This window comes from Hungatella hominis (assembly GCF_014288005.1).
GTDB lineage: Bacteria > Bacillota > Clostridia > Lachnospirales > Lachnospiraceae > Hungatella > Hungatella effluvii.
This window is the reverse complement of the sequence record NZ_JACOPB010000014.1, coordinates 37,664-50,304: the sequence shown is the minus strand read 5'-3', so window position 1 is coordinate 50,304 and position 12,641 is coordinate 37,664. Positions and strand designations below refer to the sequence as shown.

At 50.3% G+C, this 12,641-nt stretch carries 10 protein-coding genes and 1 pseudogene; 4 read left to right on the top strand and 7 right to left on the bottom strand.

Annotated features, from left to right (window positions below):
• Positions 1 to 18 precede the first annotated feature (18 nt).
• The 5 genes from H8S75_RS23455 to H8S75_RS23435 form a co-directional block, all read right to left on the bottom strand.
• Positions 19 to 1,140 (bottom strand): phosphate/phosphite/phosphonate ABC transporter substrate-binding protein, encoded by a 1,122-nt coding sequence (locus tag H8S75_RS23455; protein ID WP_187023617.1) that lies wholly within the window; start codon positions 1,138 to 1,140, stop codon positions 19 to 21.
• Between the two features lie 41 nt (positions 1,141 to 1,181).
• On the bottom strand, positions 1,182 to 2,156 hold the full coding sequence (locus tag H8S75_RS23450) for a LacI family DNA-binding transcriptional regulator (protein WP_117622574.1): 975 nt from the start codon (positions 2,154 to 2,156) through the stop codon (positions 1,182 to 1,184).
• A gap of 166 nt (positions 2,157 to 2,322) precedes the next feature.
• Positions 2,323 to 3,540 carry a tryptophan synthase subunit beta gene (trpB, locus tag H8S75_RS23445; RefSeq protein ID WP_187023616.1) on the bottom strand — a complete coding sequence of 406 codons (1,218 nt, stop codon included), beginning with the start codon at positions 3,538 to 3,540 and terminating at the stop codon, positions 2,323 to 2,325.
• Between the two features lie 96 nt (positions 3,541 to 3,636).
• The gene (locus H8S75_RS23440; RefSeq protein ID WP_187023615.1) at positions 3,637 to 5,859 is read right to left on the bottom strand and encodes a DNA topoisomerase III; all 2,223 of its coding nucleotides are present in this window, start codon (positions 5,857 to 5,859) and stop codon (positions 3,637 to 3,639) included.
• A gap of 26 nt (positions 5,860 to 5,885) precedes the next feature.
• Positions 5,886 to 6,746: a hypothetical protein gene (locus H8S75_RS23435; RefSeq protein ID WP_187023614.1), complete on the bottom strand. Its 861-nt coding sequence runs from the start codon at positions 6,744 to 6,746 to the stop codon at positions 5,886 to 5,888.
• Positions 6,747 to 7,155: 409 nt separating this feature from the next.
• Between H8S75_RS23435 and H8S75_RS32820 the strand changes: the two genes are divergently transcribed.
• The 4 genes and pseudogenes from H8S75_RS32820 to larAH6 all read left to right on the top strand — a co-directional run bounded on the left by H8S75_RS32820 (position 7,156) and on the right by larAH6 (position 10,623).
• Positions 7,156 to 7,665: a hypothetical protein gene (locus tag H8S75_RS32820; protein WP_243270422.1), complete on the top strand. Its 510-nt coding sequence runs from the start codon at positions 7,156 to 7,158 to the stop codon at positions 7,663 to 7,665.
• A 170-nt stretch (positions 7,666 to 7,835) separates the two neighbouring features.
• Entirely contained in the window at positions 7,836 to 8,048 is a 213-nt protein-coding gene (locus tag H8S75_RS32815; RefSeq protein ID WP_243270421.1) for a hypothetical protein, read from the top strand.
• 228 nt (positions 8,049 to 8,276) lie between these two features.
• Positions 8,277 to 9,365 (top strand): annotated as a pseudogene (locus H8S75_RS23425) (NAD(P)-dependent malic enzyme); the annotation flags it as partial.
• 4 nt (positions 9,366 to 9,369) lie between these two features.
• A complete protein-coding gene (gene larAH6, locus H8S75_RS23420; RefSeq protein ID WP_187023613.1) occupies positions 9,370 to 10,623 on the top strand; it encodes a nickel-dependent malate racemase, LarAH6 family in 1,254 nt (417 codons plus the stop codon).
• A 100-nt stretch (positions 10,624 to 10,723) separates the two neighbouring features.
• On the opposite strand, the gene H8S75_RS23415 is transcribed toward larAH6, so the two are convergent.
• Positions 10,724 to 11,485 carry an EFR1 family ferrodoxin gene (locus H8S75_RS23415; protein ID WP_187023612.1) on the bottom strand — a complete coding sequence of 254 codons (762 nt, stop codon included), beginning with the start codon at positions 11,483 to 11,485 and terminating at the stop codon, positions 10,724 to 10,726.
• 231 nt (positions 11,486 to 11,716) lie between these two features.
• On the bottom strand, positions 11,717 to 12,607 hold the full coding sequence (locus H8S75_RS23410; protein ID WP_187023611.1) for a helix-turn-helix transcriptional regulator: 891 nt from the start codon (positions 12,605 to 12,607) through the stop codon (positions 11,717 to 11,719).
• Positions 12,608 to 12,641 lie beyond the last annotated feature (34 nt).

Here is a 12,641-nt window from a genome sequence, read left to right as displayed (position 1 = left end):
AATAATCGTGCTTATCGCTTATTTGGCATTTAATTCCTGAATCATCTTCTGTGCTGCGCGCTCATTATCGTAATCGGAAGACTGTGCAGGCTCATATCCCATATGGCTGTAAATGGCGATTACCTTCTTGCCCTCTTCTGTCTTTCCAATGTTGATAAAGGCATTCTGAATGGCTGTCTTAAAGGCGTCATCCATAATCTTGGAAGTCTTGCTTACGCTGACTGTATCATTATAGATTGGAGGAGTTACACCGATCACATTCGTCTCTTCCCAGATCGATCCGCTTCTTCCATACTCGGAATTCCACTTTTCTTCATAGTCTCTGCGGGCATCTGCGTATGTACAGAGGACATCCACCTGTCCGGAAGCCAGTCTTGCAAATGCGCTGCCGTAAGAATCGGACTGAACCGCATGTCCAAGATCCAGAATGTTCTTCTCAAAGTTCTCCTGAAGCCATAAAGACGGATAGATGTATCCGGCCGGTGATGAGGAAGACATCACGCTCCAGTTTGCGCTGCTTAAATCATCAAAGGTCAGCGCTTCTCCGCTGTTAACCTTCTTTGCCAGCTCCTGCCCTTTTTCAGATGGTCCTGCGATCATCAGCGCACGGTAGGAAGTAACCTGCTGGTCTGTCGGCTCCGTCGCCTTACCGTCATTCCAGTCCTTGGCGCTGTCGGAATTCTTGCTCAGTCCGTCACGGGTTGCTGTCAGGATTACATCGGCACCATCGTCGTAAAGCACATAGGTACCGCCTGGAATCAATCCAATGTCCGCCGTTCCAGCGGAGAGTGCCTCGCCTACCGCCTCATAGCTGGTACCTACTGTGATAACCACCTCGCCGATATCATACCCTTCCTTAGCGAGTTCTGCCTTTAACATATCCTTTAATGGTTCTGTTGCCGTTACAATCTCTTCCGGTTCTCTGGAAGGAACGAAGTATACGTTCAGTTTGTCAATCTTCTTGTTTTCCGCAGCGGCCGTCTGTTCTTCAGTCGCTTTCTCCGATGCTCCGGAAGCGGTCGTCTCCACAGCAGCCTTCGTGTCCGCTGCGGTATCCTTCTGTCCGCCGGATCCTGAACATCCGCTGACCATTGCTGCACACAGTGCAATTGCCATCATTACAGAAACTGATTTTTTCATAACGCTCTCCTTTACCTGATCCATCTTCTCTGGGGTTACCGTTATGCGCTGTCGCCAACCTCTAGCTTGGTGGGAAGATAAATTGTCATGTTGTCGCTGCGTCCGCCCTGGATCTGTTCCAGGAGAAGTTTGATCGCTGTCTGCCAGACAATCTCCGGAAACATACGAACCTTGGTGTACGTCGGCCACTGGGATTCCAGTGTCTCGATATCCTTGTAGATCACCACGGCCACATCCTTGGGTACCCGGAGCCCCGCATCAAAAAATGCCTCCAGCACCCCTTCGGCCACCTCGTCGCTGCCTAAAAGCACAGCTTCCGGCAAATGCCCCGACGCTGCCGCCTGTCTTGCAAGCTCGTATCCGCCATCCCGGCTGAACTCCCCGATAAAGAAGTGATTCTCATCGTAACAGCCCCGCTCCCGGAAGGTCTCTCTCAAGCCCTCCAGTCTCCGGTAACCGATGCGCAAATCTCCCTCTTCATAAAGTCCGCCTATGTATCCGACACTCCGGTACTGCTTTCTGTCCAGAAGATAGTAAAGCATCTCCCGAATTCCCTTTGTAAAGTCCATGACGATACAGTCGTATTCGTAGTCTTTGGGATCCGAATTAATAAACACGATGGCAAAGCTCTGCATCCGCAGACTCTCCATCTCCGACTCGGAGAAGACACCAAAGGCGATGATTCCGTCGTAATGTGACGGTGCCGCCTTGTCCATACGTACAAACTTCACGTCGGTCTTTTCCGCCATGGTCTTTGCAATGCAGTCCAGAGAAGAAATCCGGATATTCGGCCTGTCCTTCCTGATGATGTGCCAATCCGCAACTCCTATGACAATTTCCTTTTCTTTCTGCGCATGCCGCATTCTGGGTGGGACATAGTTTAATTCGTGGGCAATTTTAAATATCTTCTTTCTTACTTCAGGACTTACCACAATGGTGTCATCCTGATTCAGCACACGTGATACCGTCGTACTCGAGACGCTCGCCAGCTGAGAAATTTCTTTAATTGTAGCCATGTTTTATATCCTCACCTTTCAATTTTATTATAGTTCCATTATCTTCCAGAGTCAATGAAAATAGTAAATATTTACTGAAATTTTACTAAGAAATAAAGCGTCCTTTACAATTCGAAAAGGGAGACCGTTTACCGGCCTCCCCTCACTGTACGTGGCAGTCTCACAGTTAGTCTAAAAACTGATCGCCATATCCATAATGTTCCACCACATAGTCAATATCCTTATCGCCTCTGCCGCTTAAGCACACCAGGATCGAACCCTGTCTCATCTCCTTCGCCCTGCGCATCGCGTATGCCACGGCGTGGGAGCTCTCAATCGCGGGGATGATTCCCTCATAGCGGGACAGTTTGAAGAAAGCTTTCATGGCCTGCTCGTCGCTGACTGTCTCGTATTTCACACGGCCCAGGTCATGTAAAAATGCGTGCTCCGGTCCTACCGACGGGTAGTCCAGACCACTGGCAATGGAATATACCGGCGCCGGTTCTCCGTTCTCATCCTTCAGCATGATGCTCTCAAAGCCATGCATGATGCCCTTTTCTCCAAATTTCATGGAAGCCGCGTGGTCGCCTAACTTCTCGCCTCTGCCTAAAGGCTCCACGCCGGTGATGTCCACAGGATCATCCAGGAACGGAATGAACATACCGATGGAGTTGCTTCCGCCGCCGACACAGGCGCACACCTCGTCCGGGAACATCCCTGTCATCTCATAAAACTGGTCTCTCGCCTCGTATCCCACGACTGACTGGAAATCACGCACCATCAACGGGAATGGATGCGGGCCCAGCGCGGAACCGATACAGTAGATCGAGTCCTTATAATTCTTCGCATACGATTCGAAAGCGGAATCAACTGCTTCCTTTAAGGTCTTGAGACCGTGTGTCACAGGCACCACCTTGGCGCCCAGAATCTTCATTCTCGTCACATTGGGAGCCTGCTTCGCAATGTCGACTTCCCCCATATGAATCTCGCACTCCAGGCCAAAGAAAGCCGCAGCCGTGGCTAAAGCCACGCCGTGCTGGCCAGCTCCTGTCTCCGCGATCAGACGCTTCTTTCCCATGAACTTCGCCAGAAGTCCCTCGCCCATGCAATGGTTTAACTTATGAGCCCCTGTGTGGTTTAAGTCCTCTCTCTTTAAATAGATCTGGCAGTTGCCGATGCTTTTGGAGAGACCTTCGCAGTGGTAGACCGGCGTCGGCCTGCCCTGGAACTCCTTCCTGATTCTCCGCAGTTCGTTGATAAACTGGGAGGAGTGGCAGATCGTCTGGTATGCGTCTGCAATCTCCTCAAAAGCCGGGATCAGTTCATCCGTTAAATAAGCGCCTCCATAAGGGCCAAAACGCCCGTCTTTGTCCGGGTAGTTCTTCAAATATGTCCTGTAATCCATATCCTTCTCCTTTATAACTGTTTTTGTTAGCCGCTAAGTGTTTACAGTATAGCATAAATAGGGGGCGCTTGAAAGACTTGCGGCGTTACTATTCCATTATTTCTTCTTATCCAAATTTAATTTTGCAAACGCATCCGCAAACGCTGAGTTGATCGGCGCCTCCGCCTCCTTCTTCTGCTGGTTTAAATATTTGGCCACGTCCTTTTTCGATACGCCTGCGCCCTCCTTGGCCCGGCGGTCCTTGAAGGATGACAGTTTTTCCTTATAACCACATTTGCATACAAAGATCTGACTGTCTCCTTTTCCGCGCAGCTCCATCTTCTTATGGCAGACCGGGCAGCGTGCGTTGCTGGTTCTGGCTACGGTTTCCCTGTGGCCGCACTCCCTGTCCTGACACACCAGCATCTCGCTGTTCTTCCCTTTTACGAGAAGCATCCGTTTGCCGCAGACAGGGCATTTTGTATTTGTCACATTATCGTGGCGGAACTGGCCCTCTCCGCTTTTAATCTGGGAGATCAATTCATTGGAATAGGAGCGGATATCCTTCATAAAGGCGGCACGCTTCAGCTTTCCATCCGCAATTTTCGACAGCCGCATCTCCCAGTCAGCAGTCAGTTCCGGTTTTCTCAAATCCTCCGGAACCAGGGTGAGAAGCTGTTTCGCCTTAGAGGTCAGGCAGATGTCCTTCCCCCGTTTCTCCAGCAAGAAGCTGGAAAACAGTTTCTCAATAATATCTGCTCTGGTGGCGACGGTACCCAGACCGCCTGTCTCTCCCAGCGTCTTCGCCATAGCTTTATCCTTCGATTCCATATAGGCGGTGGGATTTTCCATAGCAGAAAGCAGTGTCGCCTCGTTAAATGGAGCCGGCGGCTTCGTCTTTCCTTCCGTCATTGTGACGGAAAGCTTCGGAATCCTGTCCCCTCTCTTTACATCCGGAAGTTTCTGCGCGCGTATCTCCTGCCGCTCCGAATCCTCCCCGTCATCCTCGTCGTCATCCTGCCCCTCATAGACCTCCCGCCATCCGGCGCTCTTTACAATCCTGCCCTTTGCGGCAAAATTTTCACCGGCCAGTTCTACCGTAAGCTCCGTCTGCTCGTACTCGAAAGGCGGATAGAGAACGGCGATGAATCTTCGCACCACGAGGTCATAGATTTTGCGTTCCTCCACAGTCATATGGTCCAGCTGTACGAACTGCTCCGTCGGTATGATGGCATGGTGGTCCGATACCTTCTTATCATCCACAAAAGACGGCTTAGCCACAATCTTCTGATTCATCAGGCGCCCGGCCAGTTTCCGGTACGGGCCCACGCCGCAGGCCTCCAGGCGCTCCTTGATTGACGGTACGATATCCGAGCTCAAGTATCTGGAATCCGTTCTGGGATACGTCAGGACCTTGTGATTTTCGTAAAGCCGCTGCATGATATTGAGCGTTTCCTTGGCCGAATAATTGAACTTCCGGTTTGCCTCCCGCTGAAGCTCTGTCAGATCATAGAGCTGCGGTGCATACGTCTTCTTCGGAATACGCTTTACCTCGGTTACAAGCCCCTGGCCGCTGCCAGCCTCGATCTTCTTCATAATTCCTTCCACCCGTTCCTTATCAAAGGAGCGGAAGCTCTTTGACTTTTCGTCGCGCCACGTCAGTATGAGCGGTGGTGTCTGGCTCTTTGCCGCGATTCCGTAATAGGGCTTCGGCACAAAATTCTTAATCTCCTCCTCCCGGCTGGCGATAATTGCAAGGGTCGGAGTCTGAACACGGCCGCAGGACAGCTGCGCATTGTACTTGCAGGTCAGAGCTCTGGTAGCATTGATTCCCACCAGCCAGTCTGCTTCCGCCCGGCACATGGCGGCATCATAGAGATTGTCGTATTCATGGCCGTTTTTCAGCTTCGCAAATCCGTCCCTAATGGCCTTGTCCGTGACAGACGAAATCCAGAGTCGCTTGATCGGCTTCCGGCATCCGGTTTTCTCCAGGATCAGCCTGGCCACCAGTTCCCCCTCCCGGCCTGCATCTGTGGCGATAATGATCTCGCCCACATCCTTCCTCTGAAGCTGCGCCTTGACCGCACTGAACTGTTTTCCCGTCTGTTTGATCACTTCCAGCTTAAACTGCTCCGGCATCATGGGAAGGTCTTCCATCTTCCACGTCTTATACTTCGGGTCGTAATCTTCCGGGTCCGCCAGCGTCACCAGATGCCCCAGCCCCCAGGTTACAATATATTGATCGCCCTCCAGCGCGCCGTTTTGATTCCTTCCGCAGCGAAGGACCCTGGCAATATCACGCGCCACCGACGGTTTTTCTGCTATTACTAAAGATTTCATTTTGTTTATTTCCTTCCTGACCCCGTTTACTGCCGGTTGTCCACTTTTTGCATGCTGTTTAATATCTCTGTGATGGATTCACTTCTGCCATCGCTGTAAAGAGCAATCAGAAACATGAGGTGAGATCCGATCTCCCTGCAATAGATATCCTCGTTAACATCGGCCGACAAGGATAGCTTTATATAGGAGTATCCGCCCAGCATTACACTCTCCGTTATGGTGGAAGGAGTCCCGCCGGCCATGATCTGCCGGCTCATCTCCTCTAAACAGGTTTTCGGAGTGTAGCCGTAATAATCAGAAGATGGGGACTCGGTATCCTCATAACATATCATCAAATGGGCCAGGCTTTTCCCCTGCTCCATACTGAAATTGCTTCTGGAATCCACAACAAAATCTAAATAATTCTGACTTCTGTCCCAATCCCGAATGGACCATTCAGCGTGGCCTCCCGGAAAGGTGATTTGATAATCAGCCCATTCGTTTGTAAATATACTTCCGCTTTCGTTTAAATATGCAGCTGGAGAAAGGGCAGATTCCTCTACACCGGGTTCTTTTGTCTGACTGCATGCACCGGAAGCATCAAAATCATAACTGGTTCCATGGAATACCTTCCGGGTATTTCGCAGCATATGCCCATCCGGTTCCAGATAATACCATAGGCATTGATCCCACAGCCAGCCGGTATCCATATAGCCATCCCGATTTAAATAGTACCATTCTCCCTGCACCTCAACCCATGAATTGATCGTCGGCTCACCATTGTCCTGCAGATATTGAACTCCCTGTTCTGTCCTGTTCCAGTCTCCATTCGCCAGCACAGCGCTTGCTTCACTTGCTGTCAGAGCCCCGGTAAACAGCGTACATAGAAGAATTCGCTTCCACTTCATGCATTTACCTCCTAAAAGAATTCCGCTTTATTCCTGTGCCATCTGGAGTCTCAACGTCTCACTGTGCCGGACAGCCAGTTCTCGTACCAGTATAACATAAATTCCAGACAATTTCAGCCCTTTAAAAATGATGGAAAAACAGCTTGTCCCAGGCCGCCTGTCCATGTTATACTACTATCACAAAACCGATGATAGCCTTTATAAGAAGCTATCGCCACAGGAATCCGGTTTCTGTCCGCATTCCTTTCTGCCCAATTCATATGGCATTCTACGTCCGTTCGGACTTAAGAATCCCCATTTACCAAAAATCAATGTAAATAACACCAAAAAATAAGCAGGGATATTGTCTGTTTTTGAAAAAAACATTATAATGGAGATAGGTTCTTATATAGCTGGAAACGGAGGCTATATGAGCAATACGAATGATGCAGGCGGCTCCAAAGATATACCGGACAACTTTCCGGCGGAAGATCTTGTCTTAAAGAGCGCCATGCAGTTTTTCGGAGATGAACTGCTGTCATACTTAAAAATCACTGCGGAACCGGTAACAGTCGGGCAAACGGAATTTGTCCATCTGGAAGCGAAGCAGCTATATGAAGACTTTAACTTCATTAAGCCTGACCAAAGCTGGATTCATCTGGAGTTTGAGAGCGACAGTATCAAGGAGGAGGATCTGCGCCGCTTTCGCAGTTATGAAGCAGTCACCGCGTATATCTGTCACGTCGATATCACGACTTACGTGATCTGTTCATCAACCGTAAAGGAAATCTTGTCAGAATTAAAGACCGGACACAACACCTACCGGATCATCCCGATTCGTCTGAAAGACAAAGACGCGGATGAATTACTTGCCAGGCTGTTTGAAAAGCAGAAAAGCTGGAACATTCTGATCTTGTCCCCCTGCTGCTCACCACATTGATGTCTGGTACCACGAATCAAAAAGACCGGATTATTCTGGCAAATCAGCTGATCACTAAATCCGGCGCTATATCAGAGACAGATTTAAAAAAGATGCAGGCAGTCCTGTATACACTTGCAAACAAGTTTCTGTCAAAAGACGATTTAAACCAGGTAAAGGAGGTGCTATTCATGACACCATTAGGTCAAATGCTGGTGAAAGATGGATTTGAAAAGGGCATAGAAAGAGGGATCGAAAGAGGCGCCGGCGCTCTGATTTCCATTTGTCGGGAAACAGGATTTTCCTATGATGATACCCGTAAAAAGCTGATTGAAAAGCTGGAACTGGACTCCCCCGCCGCAGTCAGATATATGGAAGAATTCTGGAGCCGGACCTCTGTCTGATTCCTTAAAAGGCCGCCTTGATATCACGACTGCATAAAATAATCTCACCGAAAAAACAGCGGCAGAAAGAGCCACTAAGGCTCTCTCTGCCGCCAAAAGTCATACGCTTTTGCATAGATCCGGACACTTCTCTGACCTATATCCGATACTTCTCATACTCCAACTCACAGGGATTTCCCTTGCAGAACAGGATCTCGCCCTTTGTCAGATTAATAATCATGGAGAATTTTATCGCTGGCCTATACGCCGGGAGTCGCCCAGCCCTGCGTGGAGATCCACCGTAATCCTGAGGAGAGTTATGAACTCACCGGCCGCGGAAACTTAGTAGCCGTCGTCACAGACGGAACCGCGGTACTTGGCCTCGGTGATATCGGCCCAGAAGCCGCCATGCCTGTCATGGAGGGTAAATGCATCCTGTTCCGGGAATTTGCCGGAGTCAATGCATTTCCCATCTGTCTGGCTGCAAAGGACGTGGATGAGATCATCCGGACCGTGGAATGCATGGCCCCCACCTTTGGCGGCATCAATCTGGAGGACATTTCCGCCCCCAGGTGTTTCGAAATTGAACGAAGACTGAAAGAGCGGCTTTCCATCCCTGTCTTCCACGACGATCAGCATGGGACGGCCATCGTCGTGCTGGCAGGTCTCATCAACGCATTAAAGCTGACCGGAAAGAAGAAAGAGACTGCTCGGGTCGTGATCAGCGGCGCCGGGTCTGCCGGAATCTCCATCTGCCGCCTCCTCATGTCTCACGGCTTCCGTGACATCGTGATGACGGACAAATGCGGGGCGCTGGCCCCCGGAGAGTCCTTTATGAATCCGGCCCAGCAGGAGATGGCCGCTGTCACCAATCCGCGCCAGGAACGCGGTCCGCTGGAGACAATTATCAAAGACAAAGATATCTTCGTCGGAGTATCGGCCCCCGGGATTGCAACATCGGCCATGATCTCCACCATGGCACCGGATTCTATCGTATTTGCCATGGCTAACCCGGTTCCCGAAATTATGCCGGACGAGGCGAAAGCCGGCGGCGCCCGTGTTGTTGCCACCGGACGCTCCGATTTCCCGAATCAGATCAACAACCTTTTAGCCTTCCCGGGAATCTTCCGCGGAGCGCTGGACGTCAGGGCTTCCGATATCAACGAGGATATGAAAATGGCTGCCGCAGCGGCTATCGCCGGTCTGGTAACCGATGAAGAGCTGTCTCGTGACTGTATTATTCCAAATCCACTGGATAAAAGAGTCAGCGCTGCCGTCGCCAGAGCCGTAGGAGAAGCGGCGGTCCGCAGCGAAGTCGCACGCAAAGTGAGGAACTGATTGTATGAAACTGGAAATAGGCTTCGGCACCACCCCACAGATTGTGGAGCTGCCTGATAAAAACGTAGACGGAATTCTCTATCCCAATGAAGTAACCGTCGCCACCACCGGGGCGGAGGAAGTGAATCGTTCACTCTCCCATCCGATCGGAACACGTTCCCTGGAGGAGATTGTAAAAGGAAAGGAAAGAATTGTCATTGTAACAAGCGATATCACACGCCCCATGCCCTCTCACGTCGTTCTCCCGCAGCTGTTGGAACGCGTGTATGCGGCCGGGGTTAAACCGGAATCGATAACCATCGTATTTGCCCTCGGCAGCCACCGGACACAGACAGAGGAAGAAAAGCTCCATCTCGTCGGGGAATCCGTCTACCGCCAGGTGCGCTGTGTCGATTCCTCGGAATTTGATTTCGTTCACATGGGCACCACTCCCGGCGGCACTCCCGTAGACATCTGCCGTCCTGTGGCAGAGGCGGACTGCCGTATCTGTCTGGGCAACATCGAATACCACTATTTCGCCGGATATTCCGGCGGAGCAAAGGCTATCATGCCGGGAGTCTCCACAAGGGCGGCGATCCAGGCCAACCACTCCCGCATGGTCAGACCCGATGCGTGCGCCGGCAAGCTGGAAGGCAATTCCCTCCGGAAGGACTTGGAGGACGCTCTTGTCTGCTGTCCGGTTGACTTTATTGTCAATGTGGTTCTGGATGAGACCAAGCAGATCGTCTACTCCGTCTGCGGAGATATCATCACGGCCCACAGGGCTGGCTGCCGTTTTCTGGACCGTTTTTACCGGAAAGAGATCAGCCGCAAGGCGGACATCGTCCTGGTATCCCAGGGAGGCGCTCCAAAGGATCTGAATCTCTATCAGACCCAGAAAGCCCTGGAAAATGGTAAATACGCGGTTAAAGAGAACGGAATCATCGTCCTGGTCGGCTCCTGCCGGGAGGGTATGGGCGAACGGGTCTTTGAGGAATGGATGCTCCGCGCGGACCGGCCTTCCGACTTAATTAAGCGCATCGAGACCGATTTCCAGCTGGGCGGGCATAAGGCCGCGGCGATCGCCATGGTTCTGGAACATGCGAAGGTATTTCTCGTCTCTCACATGGAGAAAGAATTTGTCAGAAATATATTTATGACACCGTTCTCGTCCGTTCAGGAGGCTGTCGATCAGGCCTTTGAGGAATTAGGGGCGGAGGCTTCCGTACTCGTTATGCCGTTTGGAGGATCTACGCTTCCGGTGGTTGGGGATACGTAAGTATTTACTGCTGGCCACCTTTGCCGTAACAATTATATAAATGCACAAAAACGCATAACTATGATGTTTATGCGTTTTTGTGTTCAGAGCCGAATGCCCTCTACAAATAGTTCTTTATATCGCACTGCTCAACCACCCGCTTTCCCAGCAGTGTGATTGCCTGCACCGGACACTGGTTGATACAGCGGTAACACATCGTACACCGTTTTCCCGGCACAGCCGTTTTATCCTTTACCTGAATATTTTCCATAGGGCACAGGCTGGCACACATTCCGCAGCCAATACACCGACCTGCGTCTATCTTCATCTTATCAGTATATTCCTTTGTCTTATAAAAGAAATACAGCCTCTGCCCAAACAATCCGGCCAGATGCCAGAGAACCCCAAGGCCTTCCCGGGGCGGTTCCCCGCATTTCAAAGCGGCAGCGGCCTTCTTTATTTTGCTGCCGGCATTCACTACCAGCTCCCTGTTTTTCTCCAATGGCCTTTTTAAAGCTCTCTCATCGCCAATGCTGTCAGGCATCTTCACATGCACACCACCTGTAATAACGGCGCCGTATCTCTTCAGCAGACTGGCCATAATTCCTGCTCCATCCCCGCTGAACAGCCCCATAGTGGCAATGATAAAGACTTTTTTGCCCTTCCAGATCTCATGATTGGAAATCACGTAATCCTTTAAAATCTTAGGTATGCTGCTGAATTGTACCGGGTAGCCCAGAACAATCTCGTCCTGATGCCCTATTTCCAGCGCCGCATTTTCATTCTCGATGGAAAATGCCTCAGCCTGCGGTTCATATTCCTCCAAAAATTTCTCCACACAGTATCTCGAGTTACCCGTTCCGCTAAAATAGATCCCAACCATCCTTTTTCTCCTGATCCCGATCGTTCAACCGTTTCTGTACGTTTCCAGCATATCACAAATCCACTCCCCTATCCAGAAGGGATTAAAAAGCGTAGTGCCGGGCGGCTCTAGCACCTGACCACAATATAGTTTGATTTTCCACTCGAATCCGCAATATCTGATAACATAAAATCTTTCATACATGCTACAATTTGACCGTGATAAAAAAGTGCCTAAACAACGGGCCGGCGTTTACGGTTCACTCGTCAGTCCGTTGGTATAAGTCACCGTATTCATTGTTTTTCGATACTTCAAGGGAGACATGGTCATATACGTTTTGAACACCTTCTCAAAATACGTGATACTCTCGTATCCAAGCTTACGGGCAATCTGCTGCACGCTCAAATCCGTCTCCTCCAGCAGCCTCTTCGCCTCCCTGATGCGGTGAATATTCAAATACTCACTAATGCCGTAACCCGTAATTTCCTTAAAGGTGCGGCTCAAATAATATTTGCTGATATAAAACTGGTCGGCCAGCAGATCCAGCGTTATCGTTTCATCAAAGTGCTCCGAGATATAGTCGGCCACCGCGTAGATATTCTGGTATTTGGAAGGCGCGCTCACATCCGTATGTTCAATGGCCGGAGTATGATTTTCACGCATAAAACGAATAAAGTACTGGATAATTTCCGTCTCGATCATGGCCCTGTAATTTCGTTTTCTGCTGTCAAATTCATCCTGAAGCCTGGTATAGAGGTCGATAAACTCCCTCTGCTGCCTTTCGTTCAGCGGAAATACCCCATAGTGCTGGTGAAAAAACTTAACCAGGTTCAGATTCGGGAACAGCCGGTCAAATTCCTTCATTTTATCCCGCTCCACATAGAGGATAATGCGGTCATGGCCGATTTCCTGTTCGCTGTTCGCCGTGGTCATATGAATCGAGTTTTCATCCACCAGAATCAGCGATCCGCCTTTTACCAGATAAGAACGGTTGTCAAAGAAGAAACGCCGTTCCCCTTCCAGCAGATAGAAGATCTCATACTGGTTGTGGAAATGCTTTCCATGCATATTAAAATGACCCTTGCGTATCATTCGTTCCAGTTCGATGCCATCGGTCCTGGCGTAATAGATGACGGCTTCCATGCCTCGTCCCTCCTGTCTGCAGCATTTGGAACCA

Excerpts from the sequence above, each read along its gene's own strand:
- H8S75_RS23455 (WP_187023617.1), bottom strand. The coding sequence starts at position 1,140 with ATGAAAAAATCAGTTTCTGTAATGATGGCAATTGCACTGTGTGCAGCA.
- H8S75_RS23450 (WP_117622574.1), bottom strand. The coding sequence starts at position 2,156 with ATGGCTACAATTAAAGAAATTTCTCAGCTGGCGAGCGTCTCGAGTACG.
- trpB (WP_187023616.1), bottom strand. The coding sequence starts at position 3,540 with ATGGATTACAGGACATATTTGAAGAACTACCCGGACAAAGACGGGCGT.
- H8S75_RS23440 (WP_187023615.1), bottom strand. The coding sequence starts at position 5,859 with ATGAAATCTTTAGTAATAGCAGAAAAACCGTCGGTGGCGCGTGATATT.
- H8S75_RS23435 (WP_187023614.1), bottom strand. The coding sequence starts at position 6,746 with ATGAAGTGGAAGCGAATTCTTCTATGTACGCTGTTTACCGGGGCTCTG.
- H8S75_RS32820 (WP_243270422.1), top strand. The coding sequence starts at position 7,156 with ATGAGCAATACGAATGATGCAGGCGGCTCCAAAGATATACCGGACAAC.
- H8S75_RS32815 (WP_243270421.1), top strand. The coding sequence starts at position 7,836 with ATGACACCATTAGGTCAAATGCTGGTGAAAGATGGATTTGAAAAGGGC.
- larAH6 (WP_187023613.1), top strand. The coding sequence starts at position 9,370 with ATGAAACTGGAAATAGGCTTCGGCACCACCCCACAGATTGTGGAGCTG.
- H8S75_RS23415 (WP_187023612.1), bottom strand. The coding sequence starts at position 11,485 with ATGGTTGGGATCTATTTTAGCGGAACGGGTAACTCGAGATACTGTGTG.
- H8S75_RS23410 (WP_187023611.1), bottom strand. The coding sequence starts at position 12,607 with ATGGAAGCCGTCATCTATTACGCCAGGACCGATGGCATCGAACTGGAA.